At 41.6% G+C, this 22,567-nt stretch carries 22 protein-coding genes; 19 read left to right on the top strand and 3 right to left on the bottom strand.

All coding sequences use genetic code 11. The features are described 5' to 3' along the window. Positions 1-335 precede the first annotated feature (335 nt). The 12 genes from OPS28_RS16820 (at position 336) to OPS28_RS16765 (ending at position 13,581) form a co-directional block, all read left to right on the top strand. Positions 336-1,109, top strand: coding sequence for a glycosyltransferase family 2 protein (locus tag OPS28_RS16820; RefSeq protein ID WP_265610623.1), 774 nt, complete (start codon positions 336-338; stop codon positions 1,107-1,109). 4 nt (positions 1,110-1,113) lie between these two features. Beyond that, the gene (locus OPS28_RS16815; protein WP_265610622.1) at positions 1,114-1,908 is read left to right on the top strand and encodes a glycosyltransferase family 2 protein; all 795 of its coding nucleotides are present in this window, start codon (positions 1,114-1,116) and stop codon (positions 1,906-1,908) included. Between the two features lie 613 nt (positions 1,909-2,521). Continuing rightward, entirely contained in the window at positions 2,522-3,289 is a 768-nt protein-coding gene (locus OPS28_RS16810; RefSeq protein WP_265610621.1) for an AraC family transcriptional regulator, read from the top strand. A gap of 77 nt (positions 3,290-3,366) precedes the next feature. Continuing rightward, positions 3,367-4,542 (top strand): LuxE/PaaK family acyltransferase, encoded by a 1,176-nt coding sequence (locus tag OPS28_RS16805; RefSeq protein WP_265610620.1) that lies wholly within the window; start codon positions 3,367-3,369, stop codon positions 4,540-4,542. 80 nt (positions 4,543-4,622) lie between these two features. Next, on the top strand, positions 4,623-4,991 hold the full coding sequence (locus tag OPS28_RS16800; RefSeq protein WP_265610619.1) for an iron-sulfur cluster assembly scaffold protein: 369 nt from the start codon (positions 4,623-4,625) through the stop codon (positions 4,989-4,991). 1 nt (position 4,992) lies between these two features. Further along, positions 4,993-6,168: a cysteine desulfurase family protein gene (locus OPS28_RS16795; protein ID WP_265610618.1), complete on the top strand. Its 1,176-nt coding sequence runs from the start codon at positions 4,993-4,995 to the stop codon at positions 6,166-6,168. Positions 6,169-6,171: 3 nt separating this feature from the next. Then, positions 6,172-7,845, top strand: coding sequence for a fatty acyl-AMP ligase (locus tag OPS28_RS16790; protein WP_265610617.1), 1,674 nt, complete (start codon positions 6,172-6,174; stop codon positions 7,843-7,845). 32 nt (positions 7,846-7,877) lie between these two features. Next, a complete protein-coding gene (locus OPS28_RS16785; RefSeq protein WP_265610616.1) occupies positions 7,878-8,147 on the top strand; it encodes an acyl carrier protein in 270 nt (89 codons plus the stop codon). A 1-nt stretch (position 8,148) separates the two neighbouring features. Continuing rightward, positions 8,149-9,219 (top strand): flavin-containing monooxygenase, encoded by a 1,071-nt coding sequence (locus OPS28_RS16780; RefSeq protein WP_265610615.1) that lies wholly within the window; start codon positions 8,149-8,151, stop codon positions 9,217-9,219. Next, positions 9,209-11,545, top strand: a complete 2,337-nt coding sequence (locus OPS28_RS16775) for an efflux RND transporter permease subunit (protein WP_265610614.1) — start codon at positions 9,209-9,211, stop codon at positions 11,543-11,545. The genes OPS28_RS16780 and OPS28_RS16775 overlap by 11 nt, the downstream gene beginning before the upstream one ends. A gap of 11 nt (positions 11,546-11,556) precedes the next feature. After that, complete coding sequence (locus OPS28_RS16770; RefSeq protein ID WP_265610613.1) at positions 11,557-12,363, top strand: outer membrane lipoprotein-sorting protein; 807 nt, start codon at positions 11,557-11,559, stop codon at positions 12,361-12,363. Between the two features lie 102 nt (positions 12,364-12,465). Further along, positions 12,466-13,581, top strand: coding sequence for a hypothetical protein (locus OPS28_RS16765; RefSeq protein ID WP_265610612.1), 1,116 nt, complete (start codon positions 12,466-12,468; stop codon positions 13,579-13,581). Between the two features lie 282 nt (positions 13,582-13,863). Here the strand turns inward: OPS28_RS16765 and yihA are convergent, their stop codons facing one another. Further along, positions 13,864-14,481 (bottom strand): ribosome biogenesis GTP-binding protein YihA/YsxC, encoded by a 618-nt coding sequence (gene yihA, locus OPS28_RS16760; RefSeq protein ID WP_265610611.1) that lies wholly within the window; start codon positions 14,479-14,481, stop codon positions 13,864-13,866. 179 nt (positions 14,482-14,660) lie between these two features. Here yihA and OPS28_RS16755 point away from each other — a divergent pair, with 179 nt between their 5' ends. The 4 genes from OPS28_RS16755 (at position 14,661) to OPS28_RS16740 (ending at position 17,550) form a co-directional block, all read left to right on the top strand. Next, entirely contained in the window at positions 14,661-15,284 is a 624-nt protein-coding gene (locus tag OPS28_RS16755; protein ID WP_265610610.1) for a c-type cytochrome, read from the top strand. Between the two features lie 359 nt (positions 15,285-15,643). Continuing rightward, entirely contained in the window at positions 15,644-16,294 is a 651-nt protein-coding gene (locus OPS28_RS16750; RefSeq protein ID WP_265610609.1) for a class I SAM-dependent methyltransferase, read from the top strand. A gap of 296 nt (positions 16,295-16,590) precedes the next feature. After that, on the top strand, positions 16,591-17,082 hold the full coding sequence (gene yihI / locus OPS28_RS16745) for a Der GTPase-activating protein YihI (RefSeq protein WP_265610608.1): 492 nt from the start codon (positions 16,591-16,593) through the stop codon (positions 17,080-17,082). A 9-nt stretch (positions 17,083-17,091) separates the two neighbouring features. Beyond that, positions 17,092-17,550: a DUF2489 domain-containing protein gene (locus OPS28_RS16740; protein WP_265610607.1), complete on the top strand. Its 459-nt coding sequence runs from the start codon at positions 17,092-17,094 to the stop codon at positions 17,548-17,550. Positions 17,551-17,729: 179 nt separating this feature from the next. Here the strand turns inward: OPS28_RS16740 and OPS28_RS16735 are convergent, their stop codons facing one another. After that, positions 17,730-18,317 carry a DNA-3-methyladenine glycosylase I gene (locus tag OPS28_RS16735; protein WP_265610606.1) on the bottom strand — a complete coding sequence of 196 codons (588 nt, stop codon included), beginning with the start codon at positions 18,315-18,317 and terminating at the stop codon, positions 17,730-17,732. 122 nt (positions 18,318-18,439) lie between these two features. Here OPS28_RS16735 and glyQ point away from each other — a divergent pair, with 122 nt between their 5' ends. From glyQ to OPS28_RS16720, 3 genes are read left to right on the top strand one after another with little or no spacing between them, the layout of a single operon-like run. Beyond that, positions 18,440-19,345, top strand: a complete 906-nt coding sequence (gene glyQ, locus OPS28_RS16730) for a glycine--tRNA ligase subunit alpha (RefSeq protein ID WP_265610605.1) — start codon at positions 18,440-18,442, stop codon at positions 19,343-19,345. A 2-nt stretch (positions 19,346-19,347) separates the two neighbouring features. Then, a complete protein-coding gene (gene glyS, locus OPS28_RS16725) occupies positions 19,348-21,420 on the top strand; it encodes a glycine--tRNA ligase subunit beta (protein ID WP_265610604.1) in 2,073 nt (690 codons plus the stop codon). A gap of 17 nt (positions 21,421-21,437) precedes the next feature. Next, positions 21,438-21,881 carry a hypothetical protein gene (locus OPS28_RS16720; protein ID WP_265610603.1) on the top strand — a complete coding sequence of 148 codons (444 nt, stop codon included), beginning with the start codon at positions 21,438-21,440 and terminating at the stop codon, positions 21,879-21,881. Positions 21,882-21,884: 3 nt separating this feature from the next. Here the strand turns inward: OPS28_RS16720 and OPS28_RS16715 are convergent, their stop codons facing one another. Beyond that, positions 21,885-22,121, bottom strand: a complete 237-nt coding sequence (locus OPS28_RS16715) for a DUF2798 domain-containing protein (RefSeq protein ID WP_265610602.1) — start codon at positions 22,119-22,121, stop codon at positions 21,885-21,887. Between the last annotated feature and the right edge of the window lie 446 nt (positions 22,122-22,567).

Here is a 22,567-nt window from a genome sequence, read left to right as displayed (position 1 = left end):
GTACTTGATAACTTAAACACCCTTAAGTACTCTTACTCACGTAGGGTACAGAGGTGAAAACACTGTTTTCATTCCTTTGATTTGGCCCCGGTTTTTTTGACCGGGGTTTTTTTATGTCTGATAAAAAAATAAGGGCTGACTTTTCTTGTCCTACAAGGTTCTTCTCATAGGTAACGATTTCTCCGAACAACTCACATCTGTGAAAGAATCATTAAAACTGCATAGTTTCTACACATCTAAATGGGTATAACCCCTCGTTTCCCTTTTACTAGAGAACAGTTCTAGTATATCTACCCGTGATTATGGCAAACTCATGAATAAGAGAAGGGTTATAAATGAAAAGAAAAAAAATTTCATGCTTTGTTATTTGCCATAACGAAGAAGATCGTATTGAGTCATGCCTAGCTTCATTAAGTGGTTGGGTAGATCAATTAATTGTCCTAGACTCAGGAAGTACGGATAATACAGTGTCAATAGCAGAAAGGTACGCTGATACAGTTTATCAAACTGACTGGCCAGGATACGGACCGCAGAGAAATCGCGCATTAAGCTATTGCGAGCATTCATGGGTGCTAAATATTGATGCCGACGAAGTAATGACTCAAGCATTAAAAGATGAGATCGACAGTTATCTTAGTCACGAAAACATTGCTGCAACACTAGTGAAATTTCCGTGGCAGACATTTCTTTTTGGAAAGCCCCTTAAGCATGGCCGCTATTCAACACCGCAGGGTAAATTATTTCTGAAAAATGGAGCAGAATTTAAAAACAGAAGTGTTCACGAATCACTTATTTTACCCGACCTGTGTGTGAAGAAATTAGCTGCACCATTGTTACATTATAGTTGGCGAGATTATCAACACGTCATGGAAAAGCATCTTAAATATGGAGTGCTGGGTGCTAAAGAAAAATATAAAAAAGGTAAACGGGCTAGTTTGCCTTATGCCGTATTTAGATTTTTTACTGATTTTCTTCAGCAATATATTTTACGAGGAGGCTTTCTGGACGGTAGCAGAGGATTTATGATGGCGCTTATTTTAGGTCAGTATGCTTTTCATAAATACGCCGCTCTTTGGGCACTGAACTCTCAAACCAAGCAGAAGGATTAGTGTTATGAGTAAGTCCAGTTCTACCCCGATTAGTGTTTTTTTTGTGACGCTAAATGAAGCAGAACATATCAAGGAGGCACTACAGTCTGTAAAATCTTTTGATGAAATTATCGTCGTGGATAGTGGTAGTACAGATGGCACTCAAGACATTGTTAAAGAATATGGTGCAAAATTAGTACATAAGACTTGGTTGGGCTTTGCAAAACAGAAAGCGTACGCAATGTCCTTATGTAAGAATAATTGGGTACTTAATCTTGATGGTGATGAGATCGTACCTGAAGATATGGTAGCAAACATACAGCGTGCAGTTAATTCGGGCCATGCAGATGCTTACCGCTTAAGCTTTGAAGACGTATTTTGGCAACAACCAATGTCGGCAAAGTCTGCAAAGCGTTCAATTGTAAGACTATATAAAAAGACGCACGCAGCTTTCCCACTAGATCGATTGGTTCACGAAAATGTTCAACTAATAGAGGGCGCTAAAGAAGCTAAGATTAATGGCAAGATACTTCACTATGGCTATGACACGACACATAAACTAGTCACAAAACAAAATAGCTATTCGTCGTTAAAAGCGGAAGAAAAAGCGATGAAAGGAAAACGCCCTTCTTTATTAAAGTTAATTTTTATATTTCCAATAATGTTCGCCAAAACCTATTTCTTACGACGAATGATTCTCTCAGGCCGAAGAGGTCTAGTTCATGCAGTCGTCGAATCTATGTATGCGTTTCTTAAAGAAGCAAAACTGCACGAACTTACTTATCACAAAAAAAGAAAGCCGAGTTCAGAAAATAATTAATCGAGGCCTCAAGGTTAGGCGTTTCATTTAACTCTTATGGTCAAGTACTGCCCTATTCATTTCGGTAGTGGCGCCCTTAATGATAGTTATTACTATCGATCACAATGATCTTGTGTAGTTTGCCCTTCACTACCATGGTGAAAGTTTATATTAAGTGTTTACGAACAACTGCAATTTACTGTCAATATGGCATTCCTTACCCAAGCCACAGTGCGAGAATGACCACCTTTAAAGTTTATGAAAAAAATTTTTGAACTTAAACGAATAAGAGTACTCTGAATATACGGTTTTAATGTGTTTTCTCTTTGTGTTTGGCCCCGCTTTACCGCGGGGTTTTCTTTTCACTTTTCACTTTTCACTTTCCACTTTTCACTTTTTTCTCTATTCCGCTATCGCTCAATAGTGTCCTTATTGACACATCGTAAACAGCCATTCTAAATAACGGGCTGTTGCGCGTATTTTATGAAAATTTCCCCCCGTTCATCCGTGGCGATTCATGTAGAGGTAGATAAAAAACGCAAAGCAACATAAATGCAATTTATCTAATTGGCTTCACACCTCTGTATCTTTTATACTGTGCCAATATTAATGATGCAGTGAAATCCCTTACTCTATGTCTGAAAATGTGGCTACCTCTTTAAAACCTAGTGTGTGGATTAAAGAAAGCATGATTCTTTTTTATGGCGCGGCCCTGGACGCAAAAAAGCACCAACATCATGCAATACAGATTGTTTGGTCAACTCAAGGGGCATTATGTGAATGGTCAGATGGGGAGTTGTCAGGCAGTTTCATTATCGATTCGCAAGTAGAGCATCGGTTAAAACTGACAGAAGGCTGGCTATTGTTAGTAGAGCCTCAAAGCACACTGGGCTTAGGTTTACGCCAACTATTAAATAACTCTCCGGTATCTACCCTATCCCACCTGGTGGATGAATATAGTGCTCCCGCCTCCCCTATCTCTTGTCCATTTACGGAAATTTCACCGCTATTTCGCCAACTTGGTTTGCCACTGAATTTCACTCTCGATATCAGTGAAATCACCGATAAAAGAATTCGTAAACTGATGGAAAAACTAAACTTATGTTTTGACGGTGAGTGCCAGAAACCTGCCAATTGGCGTGCATCTGATGTCGCCGATGAGTTATACATATCAGAAAGTCATTTTCTGCATTTATTTAGTCAACAAGTTGGTATCGCATGGCGACCCTACTTAAGGTGGCGACGCCTATATTGCGCAAGTAATGCTATTGCTCAAGGAGCTTCAGCCACCCAGGCTGCCTACAGCGCTGGTTTTTCTGATGGCGCTCATTTGAGTCGTACGTTCAAAAAGATGTTTGGACTATCAATTTCAGAAATAAAAACTCTGCTCTCGATAAGTTAGCAAGTTTATACAAGTATTCGTTCAGCCACCCATTAAAATAAGTTCTCTTACATTTTTTAAGTAACGGATTATTTTCAATGGAATTAACGAATACATTAATGCGCGCAGGTTTAGATCCAATAAAAGTGGCACTTTCCTCTACTAAGCAACTTTTCGCGATGCCTGAAGCACAGTTGCTAGGGTTTAAAACATCACTCATATTTGAAGCCTTTACGTTCCACTATAACAATAATGCGTTTTATCGCTCAGCATGCGATGAAAAAAGAATCACCCCCGAGTCTTTAAGGTCTCCTGCCGACTTAATCAAACTACCTCTGATTCCCATTCACCTTTTTAAAGCGAATGACAACCATAAACTTTTATCGAAAAGCCTTAAAAGTGTCGAATTAGAGATGCGAAGCACTGGGACATCCGGCATACCCAGTGTCTCACGACGTTGCTCAGAAACTGTTGATAACGCGATATTAGGTATCTATGCCATGTATAGGGAGTTCTTCGAAATCTCTAAAGGAGCCGGTTTATATTTATGTCCGTCTAACGAAGAAATCCCTGAAATGGGTATGATAAAAGCGTTGAATTTGATGGCTGGTTTACTCGACACTCACAAATTTATGGTACGAAGTGACAACTTCGTTCCGGAGGACGCGCTAAATCAATTATCCGTTTGGGAGAATAACTTCGACCGCCACATTATTGGCCCTCCGTTCTTAATTAACCGTTTTATTCGGTTTTTAAAGGCAACTAATAAGAGGATAAAACTGGATAAGAATACCTTAATTATTACATTGGGAGGCTGGAAGCGCTTTAGTGGGGAAATGCTCTCGCGTGCAGAATTTAACAGTGAATGTATGGAATACCTGGGCGTGGAGAAACATCAAATTCGCGATATTTACGCGCTTGTAGAATCTAATGTAGTCGCTATTGATGACAAACATGGAATTAAACACGTTTCGCCCTACATCCATTTCTCAGTGCGAGACCCCCAAAATTTAGATAAAGAAGTCGCACTTAACGAAGTGGGGCAATTAGCAATCCTTGACCCTTCAGCTCGTTCTACACCAGGCTTTATTCTCACCGAAGACTTAGTTCGATTATTACCCAAAACAGACAATGATCACCGAAGTGGTCAACGGGTTGAGTATGTGATGCGTTTACCCGAGTCGACCGAATTCGGATGTTGTGCAGTTAATCTTGATAAGCAACTTGATGAAACAGAAGAGTTGCATTCCAGCGCTTGCCCGGTGGTCGCATAATTTACTAACCGACTAGCCAGTGAACAATGTCCTAATGACAGTTCTACCTCACTGGTTAGAGAGTTCTCAGAGGTAAACACATGTATAACGATATTATTGTTGATAATTTTTCCGCACCAAATTACGTAGGTGATTTAGAGACGGCAGATCATGAGATAGAGATTGGAAACCCTGTATGCGGCGATCGCATTAAAGTTCAGCTTCTAATCTCTGATAGCCAGATTAGTAAAGCGGTATTTAGAGCGTGGGGTTGTGCAACTTCGTTAGCGACGGCAAATGTTTTTTGTCGCTCAATAGAGGGGCAGTCTATCACTACTATTTCCAAAAGATGTACTCAGGAAATCAGCTCGATGCTAGGGGAACTAGAGCCGTCGCAACGCCATTGCTTAGATATTTTATCAGAGCTTCACTCCAAACTTGTGAGCCAGCTAGATATTGGAGTAGCGTGAGATGGAACAGCAGCGTCTTTCTGGCTATTTTGATTATAACGCTACCACACCTATTTCAACTGAAGTAGTAGAGTCGATGATACCCACCATCAAACATTTTGCTAATCCTTCGAGTAGTAATCGTCACGCGATGCTTAGCAAGAAGATTATTAATGATACGAGAAATCAAGTTGCCTCACTGCTAAATACTCAACCCAGCAAAATATTCTTCACCTCCGGGGGCTCTGAAGCTAATAATTGGGCAGTAAAGGGTGTACTACTTAACCACATTGCTAACCCGGGACACATAATAACGAGTGAAATCGAACATGCGTCGGTTTTAAGTACCGTAGAGTATTGCGTTGCTCATTTTGGTTTTTCGGTGACCTATTTAAAGCCCGACCAAAACGGAAAGGTAAACGTCTCTGATGTCGAAAGAGCGTTACGTGATGATACTCAGCTAATTACTATTATGTATGCCAATAATGAAACAGGTGTTTTACAACCTATTCCTGATATATCCAAGTTGGCTCGTGACAAACACATTCCGTTTCATGTAGACGCCGTTCAATTAGTGGGTAAGCGACGAATAGATCTGGAAGCCCTCCATGTAGATTACTTATCGCTTTCTGCACATAAGTTTTATGGCCCTAAAGGGGTTGGCTGTTTATATATCAAAGATGCGTCACGCATAACGCCACTCATTCACGGCGGAGGGCAGGAATTATCTATGCGTTCAGGAACCGAAAACCTTGTCGCTATTGCTGGCTTGGCTAAAGCGGCGCAAGATGCGTCGAATCAGGTTGAAAGGTGGGATCAAAATAATTGGTCATGCAAGCAATACATGATGAGCCTACTGGATTCCTCACCAATACAAATAAAATACAATGGCAGCACCGCATACAATGATGCCTTATCAAATACCCTCAATATTTCTATCGCCGGAATCCGCGGCGAAGCTTTAGCCGCTCGTATGGAAATAATGCATAGCTATATTATTTCTATCGGGTCTGCATGTAGCAACAATAAAGCAAAAAACATTTCGCATGTATTAGAAGCGATGACGTTAAGCGATGACGATATTGTTAGTTCAGTTCGAATTAGCTTTGGTCGATTCACCTCGCGGGATGATGTTAAAAGATTTGTGACCACCTTAGTTGCCGAAGTGCAGGCACTAATAGCAATCAGCGGGAGGTAAGTTATGCAACCTACGTTTCACTTATTTATGGATGCTATTCGTGAACACGCGCATTCAATACCCGACTCAAACGCTTGTATTTTTCAGCCTAGAGGATTGGAAACAGCACAACATATAACGTATGCACAACTATATGGTGCGGTCAGTGAGAGAGCGCAATTACTTGTCTCTTTAGGCTACCGAGACCAACCTGTCGCGCTACTCTATCCCACTGGATTTGATTTCATAATTAATTTTTTGGCGTGTTTATTAGCGGGCGTGGCGGCGGTACCCCTTAATGTCACGCGAAACGCTCAACAATTCGAGCGGACGATCAGCATTATTAACAACGCAAATATTAAAGCAATACTGACTACACAATCGACAAAGTTATTGCTGGCAGCGCAAATAACGGAATTAAATTCTACGGCATGTGAGGGTTTAACCTGGGTTACGGAAGAAGATGCAGTAGAAGTGAGTGCCCCCTTACCTACTATCGAGCCTACCGACACCGCCTTTATCCAATACACATCAGGCTCTACAAGTGCCCCCAAAGGCGTCATAGTTACCCATACAAACATCGTTCAGAACATGGAAGCTATTCGGGTAGCTTGTAACCACCAAAGAGGCGTTGTGGTAGGAGGCTGGTTGCCACAATTTCATGACATGGGGTTGGTAGGTCACATGATGCATCCACTTTATATGGCAGGAACCTATGTTTTCATGCCTCCGATGTATTTTGTGCAGAGACCTAGTCGATGGTTACGGCTTATCTCTTATTACAATATTTCATGCTCCGCTGCACCTAATTTTGGTTATGAGCACTGTGTTAACTTTATAGATGAAAAAGAAAACTTATCAGACATTGACCTTAGTTGTTGGAAAGTAGCGCTGAATGGTTCAGAGCCAGTCTGCCCACAAACGATAAGAGCCTTTTCAACCAAGTTCTCTGGTTATGGTTTTAAGCCATCGAGTTTTTTTCCAAGCTACGGCATGGCAGAAACCACCCTCTTAGTGTCGGGAGGTCCACCTCAACAAGGCCTCAAAACCATTACCTTAGACAAAGTAAAACTGTCACGGGGTAAGGTAGTCCAACGAACCGCCGGTCTAGAAGTTGTCGACTGTGGTCATATTGGACCTGATTTCAGGGTCAAGATTGTGAATCCGGAAAGCAAAGTGGAGTGTTCACAAGATGAAGTTGGAGAAATATGGATCGCTGGAAATTGTGTAGCCGCCGGCTATTTAAATAATGCTGAAAAAACGAAGGGCGGCTTTCAGGCGCAATTACTCTCCGACGATGGATTTCAATACTTACGAACGGGGGATTTGGGTTTCGTCAAAAATAAAAGTCTGTACGTCACAGGGCGGATTAAAGAACTGCTTATTATACGTGGTCGTAATTTTTATCCCTATGATATTGAACGTACATTCAACAACTACCAACACGCAAATGGAATTAATGGCGCGTCGGTTTTTACCTATCAACACGACTCAAAAATCAAACTTGCTGCAATAGTCGAAATTAAAAAACGCGTTTACAACAAGCTCGATCATACAGAAATACAAAACGACCTTAGAGCACTGGTTAGCGAACATCATGAAATAGCGTTCGATAAACTACTCATCGTTAAACCCGGCACTATTCCTAAAACCACTAGCGGAAAAGTAAAACGTTCTGCATGTATTGAATTGATTTAACGCCCAATAGTTAGATAGTTAAGGTAGAAACCATGAACGAAATATTTTCAAAAGACGCGCTAATAGAAGAGATTACAAACTTTCTATCCGCTAAGGTTGAGGGATTTTCATTAGAAGACCACGCCGATACCTCACTTTCGCGCTTAGGCTTAGATTCGGCAGGTCATGTTCAATTAACGACCGTGATTGAAGACTTCATTCAATCTGATGTTGCGCCTACCTTAGCATTCGATTATCCCACCGTGAATTCGCTCATTGATTATGTGTGTGATACATCTCAAACAGCTAATCAGGTGAATTAAAATGCGCGTATGGGATGTGATTATTATTGGTGCAGGCCAATGTGGCGTCTACGCGGCTAGATTACTACAAAAGCGCAGTTTTGATAGTCTTTTACTTGAACGAAGTGAAGTAGGTTCTGCGTGGAAGCAGCGGCTGTTATCTACTCCCTTGTTTACTTCTCGCCAATTTTCACAGCTCCCTGAACTCGCTTTGCCCGGTGTTACGGATGAGTTTCCGCTGCCTTTGGAAATTTCAAATTATCTTAAGTCTTACGTAAAGAAGTTCAACCTGAATGTACGCGAAAAAGCAGAAGTAACGTCTGTCAAAAAGCACAATGGATTATTTTTGATATATCTGCGTTCTGGTGAAGAATTTCTGGCTAAAACAGTAATTAATGCCACGGGTTCAAATCAGGTTCCTCATATTCCTAAAGTAAGTGATGAGTTATCAGAAAATGTGATGCAATACACCTCTCAACTCACCTCGTTAAAAATAATCCCAGATAACTGTAAGGTGGCCGTGATAGGTGGCGGTGCTTCGGGAAGGCAAATTGCGGGTGGTCTTGCTAATCGATGTGACGTGACCTTAGCGACGGGGGCACCTCGGGCATTACCACCAAACCGCGTACTGGGCAAAGATTTGTTCTGGTGGTTAAAGTTATCAGGAATTATAGATTCAGGAAATTCGTCAATAGTTGCCAGAATACTTAAAAAAAGAAACCCGGTTCCTTGTGCGGCTTTTAATAATAGGCGTCTAACGGAATTGGGGGTGACAATTAGATCGCGCCTCATATCCTGTGCCAAAGAAACATTGATATTCACTGACGGACTTGTTGACAACGTCGAGGTGGTGATATGGGCCACAGGGTATAGAGACTATACGCATTGGCTAAAGCTACCACATTGTATCGATCGCCAGGGTTTTATTCATTCCCAAGGGCTAACTCCCGAACCTGGGCTATTTGTATTAGGTCGAAAATGGTTTAGTTGCCGGGGTTCGGAATTGATATTGGGCGTGCATAAAGATGCTACTCATGTTGTTTCTCTTCTTGAAAACCACATGAAAAATAAGGAGAAGCAATATGAAGAATAGAGAAAGCATAAACTGGCTATTGACCCCTAAAGTAAATCAAATTCTGCTTTTCATTGCTGTGTTACTTACCTTGGTAGCTATCGTAGGGTTAAAAAACATGGGGTTATCGAGCGACTATAAAATATTTTTTGATGAGGATGATACTGATTTACAAGTGTTAGAGACGATGGAAAGCACATACAGTAAAACCGACAACATTTTCATCATGATTAAACCCGAGCTACCAGATGTATACAATATCGAAACGATAACCTTATTACACTCCTTTACCGAAGCATTATGGAACGTCGCTCATGTGTCCCGGGTAGATTCACTCACAAACTTTCCCCACTCACGAGCGGTGGATGATGACATTACGATTGAAGAATTTGTGTATGAAAAAAACCAAATTACACCGGCCCATGTTAACTACATTAAAAAGTTTGCACGAGTCGAAAGAGACCTGGTGGGCAACCTTATTACAGCCGATGGAAAATACGCCGCAATAAATATCACAACACTTTTACCTGGAATCAATCATAAACAAGAAACCTTGGCAGTTAGCCAGGGTGTAGAAGACATACTTAATAAGCTTAAGCTTGAATACCCAAAACACGAATTTTTCGTGTCAGGGTTAGTGTCGATGAATAGTGCATTCTTTACTTCTGCAAAACGTGATTTTGTTACCTTAATTCCTTTGATGATAATTTTTGTTTTAGTTGCGGCGGGCGTAATTTTAGGTTCAGCAAAGGCGGCGTTTTGCATTCTCACTGTGCTGCTACTTTCGTTACTTGGCGCACTGGGTTTAGCGGGCTGGGCTGGTATTAAGTTATCTGCCCCGTCTATTTCGGCCCCCATAATTATGTTCACGGTTATTGTCGCCTCAAGCATTCACATAATTAGTTATGTTAAGAGAGAACTAATTAACGGCGTTTCACAACGCGAGGCTATTCTGGCGTCCTATCAACATAATGCTAAACCAATTTTCGTGAGTCATTTCACTACGGTTATCGGTTTTCTTGCAATGAATGCCAGTGACTCCCCCCCGTTTAGAGATTTAGGCAACATTGTTGCTTTTGGCGTGATGTTTTCGCTATGTCTCTCGTTTACACTTTTGCCCGCTTTATTGATGAAACTAACCTTGTCGCGCCGAAAAAGTTATGCCGTAAAGGTATTCGATAACATGGGTTGGCTTTCAGGATTTGTCATCAGAAAACAAAAACAAATACTTTTTATCGTAGTGCCTTGTACGTTAGTTTTTGCCGGTTTAAGCCTATTAAACAAGGGTAACGATAACTTAATAAAATATTTTGATGAATCGGTGCCGTTTAGAGCACAATCAGAAGCAATCGATGAGCAATTTTCTGGTTTATATAATATCGGCTACTCTCTTTCCACTACTCAAAAAAGTGGTGTGTTTTCGATTGAATATTTAGCTTTTGTCGAGCGATTTGATAGTTGGCTTACGCAACAGCCTGAAGTAGTTACCACATCCAGTCCACTGCATCGCATAAAACAGTTAAACCAATTGATGAATAAGGATAATCCAGCCTTTTACCGTATTCCTGATAACCCCACTATGGCAGCGCAGCACTTTCTGCTTTATGAAATGTCACTTCCATTTGGTAAAGGGGTTAATGACATGATGAGCTTTGATAACTCAGCTTTAAAACTAACTGTCCGATTACGCAATAGTAGCTCTAATCAAATGCTTTCTTTTGAGAACAAGGTAAAAAACTGGTTAGATACTAATAAACCCACCGATATTAGCTATAGCTACTCAAGCCCTTCATTAATTTTCTCTCACATTGGGCAAAAGAATATCGTTAGTTTGTTGCAGGGTGCCTTTTTAGCATTTCTTGTGATATCGATTGCGCTAACCTTCGTTTTCAGATCACTTTATATCGGGATGTTAACACTCATACCTAACCTAATTCCCGTAGGAATAGCATTTGGTTTCTGGTATTGCATCCATGGCGAAATTTCAATGGGCCTAGCCGGTGTATCAGCCATGGCAATTGGTATAATCGTCGATGATACAGTTCACTTCCTATATCAGTACATTAGTGGTTTAAAAAGAGGACTCACGCCCGAGCAAAGTGTTAAAAACACCTTTAATCATACTATGAGCGCGATAGTTATCAGCTCAGCTTTGCTGGTAGTTGGCTTTTTGTTGCTCTCGACCTCCACCTTTGAAAAAAATGCGCAAATGGGGCTATTAACTAGCGGAACAATTATTCTAGCCCTGCTTTTCGACTTAATAGTGTTGCCCGTTCTAGCCCTTCGCTTTATTCGAAACATCCCCGTTTCGGTACCTCAAAGCCAGCTTATAAACCATCCAAATTAGAAGGAACTCTTATGAAATCTATTAAATTACGCCTAATGTTAGTTACTTTCCCGTTTGTTGTGGTGGCTAGCAATGCTTCCGCTGAACAAAATAGTGTGGGTAAAGGATATGAAATTGCAGCATTGCTCGACACGCGAGACGCGGGTTTTGAAGATAGCAGCGCAAAATTATCAATGATACTGAAGAATGGGCAAGGCGCACAAACGGTCAGAGAACTGCAAATTAAAATACTCGAGAACACGGATCAGGGGGATAAATCGCTTATTACATTCGATTTTCCGGCAGATATCAAAGGCACGGCACTACTTACCCACCCTTCGCGAGAGGGCACGGATGATCAATGGCTTTTTTTACCCACGGTTGACCGTACTAAACGGATATCTTCGCGAAATAAGTCTGGTGCGTTCATGGGTAGTGAGTTTTCGTTTGAAGATATGACGAATAAAAACCTAGAAGATTATAACTATAGGTTTTTAAGGACCGAAGCCTGTCCTAATAAAAATATGGACAACTCAAAGTGTGACGTTATTACTCGTTTCCCGGTTGATAAACACTCTGGCTATAGCAAACAAATCATGTGGATTGAGCAAGACAATAAGCAAATTCACAAAATAGAGTATTACGATAGAAAAGATTCATTACTTAAAGTGTTTACCGCTACCGATTTTAAACTTTACAACGATAAGTATTGGCGCGCTAATGTTGTGGAAATGCGAAACGTACAGACTAACAAAGCTACCGTTTTAGAGTACAGTTCCATACAGTTCGGTTCAGGTCTGACAAAAAGAGAATTTCACCGTAGTTCACTAGGGAAGTAATGTAAGTTGGCTTGTCGGTTGTCTAAGTGCGCACATACTGAGAGTAAAATGTTCCCGCCGCTTTATATTCTTCTCATCTTTATCATTTTACCTGGTAAAGGAGTGGCTAATAATCTTTTCGACGATTTCAATGCTGATTTAGCAACGAACGGTCGCTATTACTTTGAAGAAAAGAGTGAAGCGGTAAGCGACCAACTCAGCGGCGGAATTAGAGTAGAAGCTAAATTAAAATATGCGCTAGAAAAGCTTACATTTAACGGTGAGATCTTTACTAATTGGGACAGCATGGATAATGCTCGACGCTATACCGATATTCGTAAAGCAAATGTTTATTTTAGTAATAGTAAAATAACCCTCGGCGCAGGGGTCGACACATTTTTCTGGGGCGTTTCCGAATCTATTAACGTGGTCAACGTGTTAAATCAATCTGATCTAAGGGAAAGCTTAGACGGAAAGGTAAAGCTTGGTCAGACCTTTATTTCGATGTCGCACCCCTTCAGCAACGGCGAATTTAGTATTTATTTTTTACCTGAATTCAGGCCTATAGACTTTCCTGAACGACCTGCCTTTGGATTGCCAGTATCGGAAAAAAATGTGTATGAGAATAATGAAAAAGAGGGTGGATTTGCCACAAGAGCACTTTTTTACTTTAGCGATTACGAATTTGCCGTTTCATATTTTGAAGGAACGCGACGTTCTCCTATTCTAATCCCTCAAGTCAATTTAAAAGAATTACTCCCGTACTACATACAAACGAAAAATGTGCTGTTAGACGGCGTATATTTAGCTGACGACTTCACCTTAAAGCTTGAAGCTAAATTCGGAAAGGAGCGCGAAAGCGCCTTTACCACTTCGAATATAGGCATTGAATACCCAAGTTATATACTGGAAGACTATATTGATGAAATTATATTTATAGCTGAATACGTGTTTGATGACCGGGGTATCACTGCCGAAACACATGGTCAGAACGATATCTTTATAGGTGCAAAGTTCGACTTTGGCGAAACTAATCAAGGGAATATCCGTTTTTTATACAGCTATGATCTCGATAATAAAGGGCAATACCTAGAGCTTAACTATCAATATCGACTAAGCGATTATGTACGATACAAATTCAAGTTTATAAGCGTTTTAGACTCCTCTCCTGAGGACCAACGTTTACACGCTTTAAGAAAAGAAGAGTTTGTAAAGTTGAGCATTCATTATGCCTTTTAGTCTACTTTCGGTTACACGGAATTTGGGACTGACTTTGACCAGCGCTATTTCGGACACCCTGTTCGAATCTTCTCATTATTACAGACAATATGTCGGATGCTGCACTGATACGAGACTGCGAGTACCTTTTTATGCAAGAAAAACATGGGAGGGAGCTAGAACTGTTAAAGTAAGTAAAGAGCACTCAGCCTGAGATAACTACAGGCTGTCATCGTGGGGCTATTTTTTCACGTAAATGAGACCCCCACCGTTTACAATAGATTAGCCAATCAATTAGCGTGATCATCCCTCAGGTTTAGTATCCCTTTCCAAGCCTAACCAACGGTTAAGCATTTGTTCTAGCTCGGGCAACCCCTGTTTATTGAGCGCCGAAAATGTATTCACCGTCACATCACCACAGAACGCCAAAGCAGCTTCCCTGGCCATCAATAATTGTGCCTTACGTTTACCGGATTTAAGTTTGTCAGATTTGGTTAATAGCGCCAATACCGGAAGGTCTGCACTTACCGCCCAATGGATTAAATCCTGATCAAGGTCTTTAAACGGGTGGCGAATATCCATCAATACCACGAGCCCTTTTAGGCAAGAACGTTTTTGTAGATATTCCCCCAATGATGCTTGCCATTTTTTCTTCATCGCCAGTGGTACCTGAGCATAGCCATAACCGGGTAAATCTACTAACCTTCGCTCTTCATCAAGTTCAAACACATTAATTAATTGCGTCCTACCTGGTGTCTTACTGGTACGGGCCAAGTTTCGCTGGCGGGTTAACGTATTCAATGCACTTGATTTTCCGGCATTAGAACGACCGGCGAAGGCGACTTCGACCCCACCTTCATCTTTTAAATGTTTAATATCAGGAGCACTGGTTAAAAATTTCGCTTTTGTATAGTACGTCATGTATCGTAGCTCAAATTTTAGTTGCGCAATAGCCGTCTGGATGACAGGATATTGCAATAAAAATGGCGAAAAACCATAGTTTTAACATGGAATAGGTTTTTCTAGCGCATTAAATGTGTAAAATAGCGATGATAACACGTATACCACGCTTGCCGTTGGGACAATTACAGAGATAAATTATGAAAAAACTGTGTTTGCTGATTGGAATGACATTTATGCTAAGTGGCGCTGCCTTCGCAAAAGGCGATGCTGCTGCAGGCAAAGAAAAGGCTGCCACATGTGCAGCTTGCCATGGGCCTGACGGAAATAGTGTAATAGAAGCAAATCCAAAGCTTGCAGGTCAGCATCCAAACTACCTTGTTAAGCAGCTACAAGAATTTAAACTGGCATCCCAAACAGGTGGCGAAGAAGGACGTAATAGTGCTGTAATGAACAGTATGGCAGCCCCCCTATCTCTACAAGATATGGAAGACATAGCTGCGTATTACTCCAATCAGGAAGCGACCCCTGGTGCCACATTGGAAGAATATATTGAGCCTGGTGAAGCGCTGTATCGCGGGGGCGATGAAGACCGTGGTATTACTGCCTGCATTGCATGCCATGGACCCAGTGGTAACGGTATGCAGTTAGCCGGTTTCCCAGATATCAGTGGCCAACATGCAGCCTATACTGCCGCACAATTAAATGCGTTTAAAGACGGCATGCGCACTAATGATATGAACGGGATGATGCGCGATATCGCACAAAAATTAACTGATGAAGATATCGCGATACTGGCAAGTTACATTTCAGGGTTGCACTAAATTTCCACTAATTTCATCAATTTGTTAAATAATTGTAATAAAAGTGGTTGAAATTTTAAATATGTCCTGTATTCTACTGCATAACTTTTGATGCTCACACATACTAAAATAATAAAGTGGCTTCAGGGGAATACATAATAATAATAAGAAATAACACAAGGACGATGCAATAAAGCGTCAGGAAGATCCAAAACAATAAGAAAAGATGCTCTGTTAATAATAATAAAAAGTAGGGCTTAGCAGGAAGCTAACTAGCACACAGAGGTGCGATAACGGGAGAGGTGTCATCAGACACTCATACAAACAAGGTGATAGTTCAGGCTATCGCCTTTTTTCTTTTTTAATACTTAACTTACTTAATGTCTAATCACGCCTGCCCCCTTTGCCAAACCAACAATACTGAATTCTATATACAAGATAAGAGGCGCAGTTACTGGCAATGCCAAACGTGCGACCTGGTCTTTGTGGAAAAGAAAGCCCTCCCCTCAACATGCACTGAGTTAAATGAATATAAATTACATGAAAACGATGCAGAAGATGAAGGTTATAAAAATTTTTTATCGCGTTTGGCGATCCCTTTACTAGATGCGTTGCCCTTACAGCAATGTGGATTAGATTTTGGTTGTGGCCCCTCTCCCGTACTCGCGCAAATATTAGAGGATGCGGGTCATGAGGTAGCCATATACGATCCCTTTTTCCAACCTGACGAGTCCGTATTAACGCGAAAGTACGACTTTATAAGTTGCACCGAAGCAATAGAGCATTTCCATAATCCGCACCGCGAATTGGAACTGTGGCATCGACTTCTTAAATCCAGAGGTTGGCTTGCCATTATGACCAAACGGGTATTGAGTAAAGAACGATTTATTAACTGGCACTATAAAAATGATCAAACTCATGTGAGTTTTTTTAGTGAGAAGACATTTAACTTTATTGCCAAACAATGGGGATTTACGCTTCATATCGTCACTGCCGACGTAGTTTTGTTGCAGAAAAACAGTATCTACTAATCTTTCGTTTTTAAGATTTTGCAATTTTAGCAGCGGCAAAGTAAGCAGAATGCCATACACCGTTCTCATCAAAGCGAGTGACTAAAAAGCGGATTAGGGAAGCATTCAGAATGCCTTCTATCGTTTGGGTTTACTGTTTGTTTCACCTTTGTTAGAGCCTGTCAGTGTAAATAGCCACACGATAAAGTATTCGAATTCGACGGTTCGAGACACAATTGAGTCGAAAAGAACACCACGTTTCAAGTAAAAGACCGCTATAATAGCGTTCAGATTTAAAGTGAAATGATTAAGAAGCTATGCCGCGTAAAAAGAAATCCAGAAAAGTAGGTCTAATCGGGGTTCGTAAAGATCCCAACGCTCCTCGTCCACCTAAAGCACCTAAACGAACAAAACCATCGAAAGGAAAACCTGCAGGTAGCAGACATAATGTGGCCTCAACGAATAAATCAACTACACAGAAAAAGGGAATTAGCGATCCGAGGATTGGCAGTAAAAAACCCGTGTCGTTAGTCGCTAAGACCACGCCAGCTGAAAAGCGTCACTATGCTACGCCCGCTGAGGAATTAGCAGATATTGAGGCAGATGAGCGTTTGGCCCTGTTATTAGACAGGTTGGAAGGTGGAGCGAAGTTGAATGCTGGTGAACAACAATATATTGATGAGAAAATGGCGCGTCACCGAATTTTATGTGAACTGCTTGGAATCGCAGATGATGAAGATCAGGAAGACCAAGAAAGCTCGCCTTTAGACAGCATAGAACAATTAAATATTGATGATTTTAAGGAATAAAAAGAAATAATGATGTGGATTGGGTTAGCCGCTATAGGCCTGATAATTATTTTAGCGTTAGGCTTTTATGCGGGCCGCTTGCTGTTTCAGCTTAAAGAACAAAATAAACGCCAGCAGCTTGCAAGGGAACGTAGAACTGCAACCATTATCGAGAGTATTCAGGTAATAGTAAAAGCAATGCAACAACAACAGTGTGAGTTGTCTGAAGGTGCAATCAGAATATGTAATTTGCTCGAGGCGCTGCCCTTATCTTCACCTCCGGATTATTCTACGCAATACCCAAAACTGTACGAGTTTTTTCACAAGGTCAGCGGTTTTGCTATATTGGAAGCCAGAGCAAAATTACCTAAATCCGAACGGATGCGCCAGGATGTCGCTCGGGAGCAAATAGAATCCGAATATGAAAATGCGGTATTGAAAGAATTACCGGCATTACAATCTTACTGCGCGACACTTGAATTAAATTAGCAGCGACAAGAGGTTAACTATGAATGATGTTAACCTCTTATCGCTTATCGCTGCTCATGTGACAAGGGAGATCGTGATGCACATCACGATGGCGACATGTTGTACCAGTAGCCTAAAATCATCATCCCGATGAAAATCGGTACTTTTGTTCCGAGTTTCCTCCTCATTGCAATTTCGTATTATGTAATAGCCTCTTCACACACTTTTTCATAACAATGACAATCTATGGTGTGGTCATTCACCATACCCACTGCTTGCATGAATGCATAGCAGATGGTTTCCCCTACAAAGGTAAACCCGGCTTTTTTCAACGTCTTTGCCATTTGTCTGGATGAATCAGTACTCACCGGTACCTGTTTTTGGTCACGCCATTCATTAATTACGGTTTTGCCATTAGTGAATTGCCAGATAAAATCTTTAAACGACTCTTGTTCCTTAATCTTTAAATAAGCTTCTGCATTCTTAAAGATAGAATTAATTTTCAATTTATTTCGGATAATGCCAGGATTTTCAATTAGCTTATCTCGCTCAGCATCAGGCATTTTAAGAATTTTTTCCGCATTAAATTGGCAAAACGCTTCTTCATAGCTCTTTTGTTTTCGTAAAATCGTAATCCATGACAATCCAGCTTGTTGACCGTCTAGACATAGTTTGGCAAACAATGCTTCGTCGTCTAATTCCGGTCTGCCCCATACTTGGTCGTGATATTGTTGATAAAGTGGATCATCTGAAACCCATCCGCATCGTTTTAGTTCAGGATCAGCCATATTTATTGCCTATCTTTATTGAATATACCGACTTTAACTCGCTAAAGCCTACATTCATAGACTCAGTATCTGTATACTAGGCGACCTTTAATTTGTCTTTGAAGCACGTGGTTATACAGAGAATGCATAATTTCGATATAAAAACCTTCCAGGGGTTAATCCTCGCTTTACAGGATTACTGGGCCCGACAAGGCTGTGTCATCATTCAACCGTTAGACATGGAAGTGGGGGCCGGTACATTTCACCCGATGACATTCTTACGCTCGCTTGGCCCAGAGCCAATCAGCAGCGCCTACGTGCAACCTTGCCGTCGTCCCACCGATGGTCGGTATGGTGAAAACCCTAACCGTTTACAACATTACTATCAGTTCCAAGTCATGCTTAAACCCTCGCCTGATAATATTCAGGAGTTGTATTTAGGGTCATTAAAAGAGCTCGGTTTTGATACGCTAGTCCATGACATTCGCTTTGTAGAAGATAACTGGGAATCGCCGACATTGGGTGCCTGGGGACTCGGTTGGGAAGTTTGGCTTGATGGTATGGAAGTCACACAGTTCACCTACTTCCAACAAGTAGGCGGGCTAGAGTGTAAACCAGTAACAGGCGAAATTACTTACGGGCTAGAGCGGTTAGCCATGTACGTTCAGGGAGTTGATAGTATTTACGATTTGGTGTGGACTGATGGACCGCGTGGAAAAGTGACCTACGGCGATGTATTCCATCAAAACGAAGTGGAGCAATCGACTTATAATTTTGAATACGCCAATGTAGATGTATTGTTTAAAACCTTTGACGAGTGCGAAGCCGCTAGTAAGATGTTAATCGAAAAGAATCTACCTTTACCTGCTTATGAACAGGTGATGAAAGCCTCCCACGCGTTTAACTTGTTAGATGCCCGCCATGCTATCTCAGTAACTGAACGTCAGCGCTATATCCTGCGCGTACGCACCCTTGCGAAAGGGTGTGCAGAAAGTTATTACCAAGTCCGAGCAGAATTGGGCTTCCCTATGTGTAAGAAGGAGAAGTAATCGTGCATAAAGATAATCTTCTTATTGAATTAGGTACTGAAGAACTACCACCGAAAGCACTTAAACACTTAGCGATTAGTTTTGCCGGTAATATTCAGGCGGGACTAGCGAATGCCGAGCTTTCTTTCGAATCTATTGAATGGTTTGCCGCACCGCGTCGATTAGCGGTGTCGATAAAGCAGTTGGATTCTACCCAAAAAGATAAGACCGTTGAAAAAAGGGGGCCGGCGGTAAGTGCAGCCTTCGATGAAAATGGCGAACCCACCAAAGCCGCACTAGGCTGGGCGCGCGGTAATGGCATTGAAATCAACGAAGCAGAACGCTTGGTTACGGATAAAGGCGAGTGGTTATTGCATAAAGCTCATCAATCCGGTCAATCGGTTAGTGAGTTGCTTGAAGGCATTTTGACTCAGTCGTTATCCAAACTTCCTATTCCAAAACCAATGCGCTGGGGAAATTATACGACACAGTTTATTCGCCCCGTACATACGCTATGTGTACTATTTGGCAGTGACGTAATCAGTGTCAACGCATTGGGTTTAGAGAGTGATAATAAAGTTAATGGTCATCGTTTTCATGGTGCCCAAGGAGTTACCCTCGCTCACGCCGATGAATATCTAGCTACACTTCAACAACAGTACGTGCTTGCTGATTTTCATCAGCGCACGGAACATGTTCGCCGAGAACTGGATAAAGCCGCGGCTAACCTGAGCTTGAAACCCGATTATGATCAGTCGTTACTTGAAGAAATTGCTTCGCTGGTAGAATGGCCGGTTGTGCTCACCGCTTCCTTTGATACCTCATTCCTACAAGTGCCTAAAGAAGCGCTTATTTACACAATGAAGGACGATCAAAAGTATGTGCCTTTGTTGCAGGAAGATGGGCAGCTTAGCAATCAGTTTTTATTTGTCAGTAACATCGAAAGTCGTGAACCAGAACAGGTTATCAACGGCAACGAGAAGGTTATTCGTCCGCGTCTGGCCGATGCTGAATTTTTCTTTAATGCTGACAAAAAACGTACATTGGCGAGCCGTTTGGATAGTCTTGAGTCTGTCTTATTCCAAAAACAATTAGGCACCTTAAAAGATAAATCGTTACGTATTGCTGAATTATCGGCCTTCATTGCCAAGCACATCAAGGCCGATGAAAAGCTTGCCTATCGAGCAGGAGAGTTAGCCAAAGCTGATTTGATGACCAATATGGTCACGGAGTTTCCTGATGTGCAGGGTGTGATGGGAAAATACTACGCCCTTCATGATGGTGAAGTTGAAGAAGTAGCGAACGCACTTTATGAGCAATATTTACCCCGCTTTGCCGGTGACGTATTGCCTGCCCACCCCGTAAGCGCTTCAGTAGCCCTGGCTGATAAAATAGATACCCTTGTAGGGATTTTCGGAATCAATCAATTGCCCAAAGGCGATAAAGATCCGTTTGCCCTGCGCAGAGCTGCCATTGGGCTTTTACGAATTATCAGCGAACTTAAATTGCCATTAGATTTAGATCTGCTGGTCAACAAAGCCGTTGATATTTACGCAGACAAATTGACTAATCAGGATTGCCGTACACAAGTGGTAGATTTCGTGTTGGGTCGGTTTCAGGCGCTACTGCAGGACCAAGGCGTCAGTATTGATGTAATTCAAGCGGTAAGTGCCCGTCGCCCTACCCGTCCGACAGATTTTGTTGCCCGTATACAAGCAGTTAGCACATTTAAAGAACTAGAAGCTGCGGACGCATTGGCAGCGGCGAATAAGCGGGTAGCCAATATACTTGCTAAACAAAACGTGGAATCCGGCGGGAAAATCGATAGCGCGTTATTAACTGAATCGGCAGAAAAAACGCTATACCAAGATTTGGAATCAGCCAAGTTGGAGCTTAGCGCAGCAATTGAACAGCAAGATTACACCGCTGTCCTCACACGGTTAGCACGACTGCGTGAAAGTATTGATGCGTTTTTTGATAACGTAATGGTCATGACTGAAGATAACGCCGTAAGAAAGAACCGTCTGGCGCTATTATTCATGTTACGTGAACTCTTTATGGTCACCGCGGACATCTCTCTATTAGCTAAAAACTAATTCTATTAGGGGTAATTGTGAAGCTGCACATATTTGGAATCATTGGATTATTGACCTTGTCAGGCTGCGCAACGCAGCCTGACAGTCAACTACCTGCACACACAGCTAATGGCGACATCGCATTAGATGAACTTTACATTCGGGGTGTTTTTAACTGGTGGGAAGCCAGAGAAAATCATCGCCTGAACGAAAAAAGCCGCCAAGGAACCGTGGATGTGGAACTTATTGCAGATGGACAGCCTAATGATTTCAAGTTTTCGAATCAGTACTGGAGTCCCTCGCAAACCTGTGGGGGTAGTTATGCTGGCCAGATCGTTTCAACCCGCAGTACATTTTACCTGACGTGTGGGTCGGAAGCACAAAATTTACAATTTACCCCCGCAGAAGACGGTATCTATCGATTTATTGTCAGTGATGTTGGAAAAGGTGAACTTAGGTTAAGCGTTGTTCAAATAAAGTAACCGCTACACTTTGTGTCGTCTCAAAAGACCACTTAATCTGGTCGATACTTTACTTATCGGTGTTCCCATAAACAATGAAATAGCAAACGCAGCTGGCCAAGCTAATAAAAAGGCTTTTAACCATGCTGCGCCTAATTCATCGACCCAACCAATATTGATAAATGTCACCCAACCAGACATTAATGTTGACAATACCAACGACATACATAGCGCATGACAAAATTTATCTAAGTTAACCAATTACGACTCCATACAGTTAAAGTGAAAAGTGAAAAGTAAAAAGTAAAAAGTAAAAAACTGAGTGCAAACGCACAGTTTAACTAACTCCTAAATGTGCTACTAGTCTAGCAAACGTGCGTGACTGTAATATTATTTTACGAATGCCTACTCTACCCCACTGATGGTCCCTGCCTGCGCCTTCATACCGAAAAGATTACGTAACGTTACTCTGGAGAAATAGATATCGAGGTAGATTCTTCGGTATACTATTTTCGCTTGCTCATAAACACCTCAACTGGAACAGTTACTGGAACAGTGTGATTGTTAAACGTCTCTTACAAGCGCTGGAAACTCCGATAATATGAAAGGCGTCTACGTAACCGGGCAGCCTTACTTATGATTCTTACAAAAATACAAAACACTTGCCCACAGGATGGATGAAAGGATCTCTACTTTGTCTCTCATCC

Source organism: Alteromonas sp. ASW11-130 (assembly GCF_026183735.1).
In the GTDB taxonomy this organism is placed as follows: domain Bacteria; phylum Pseudomonadota; class Gammaproteobacteria; order Enterobacterales; family Alteromonadaceae; genus Alteromonas.
This window is presented reverse-complemented; position numbering and strand designations above follow the sequence as displayed.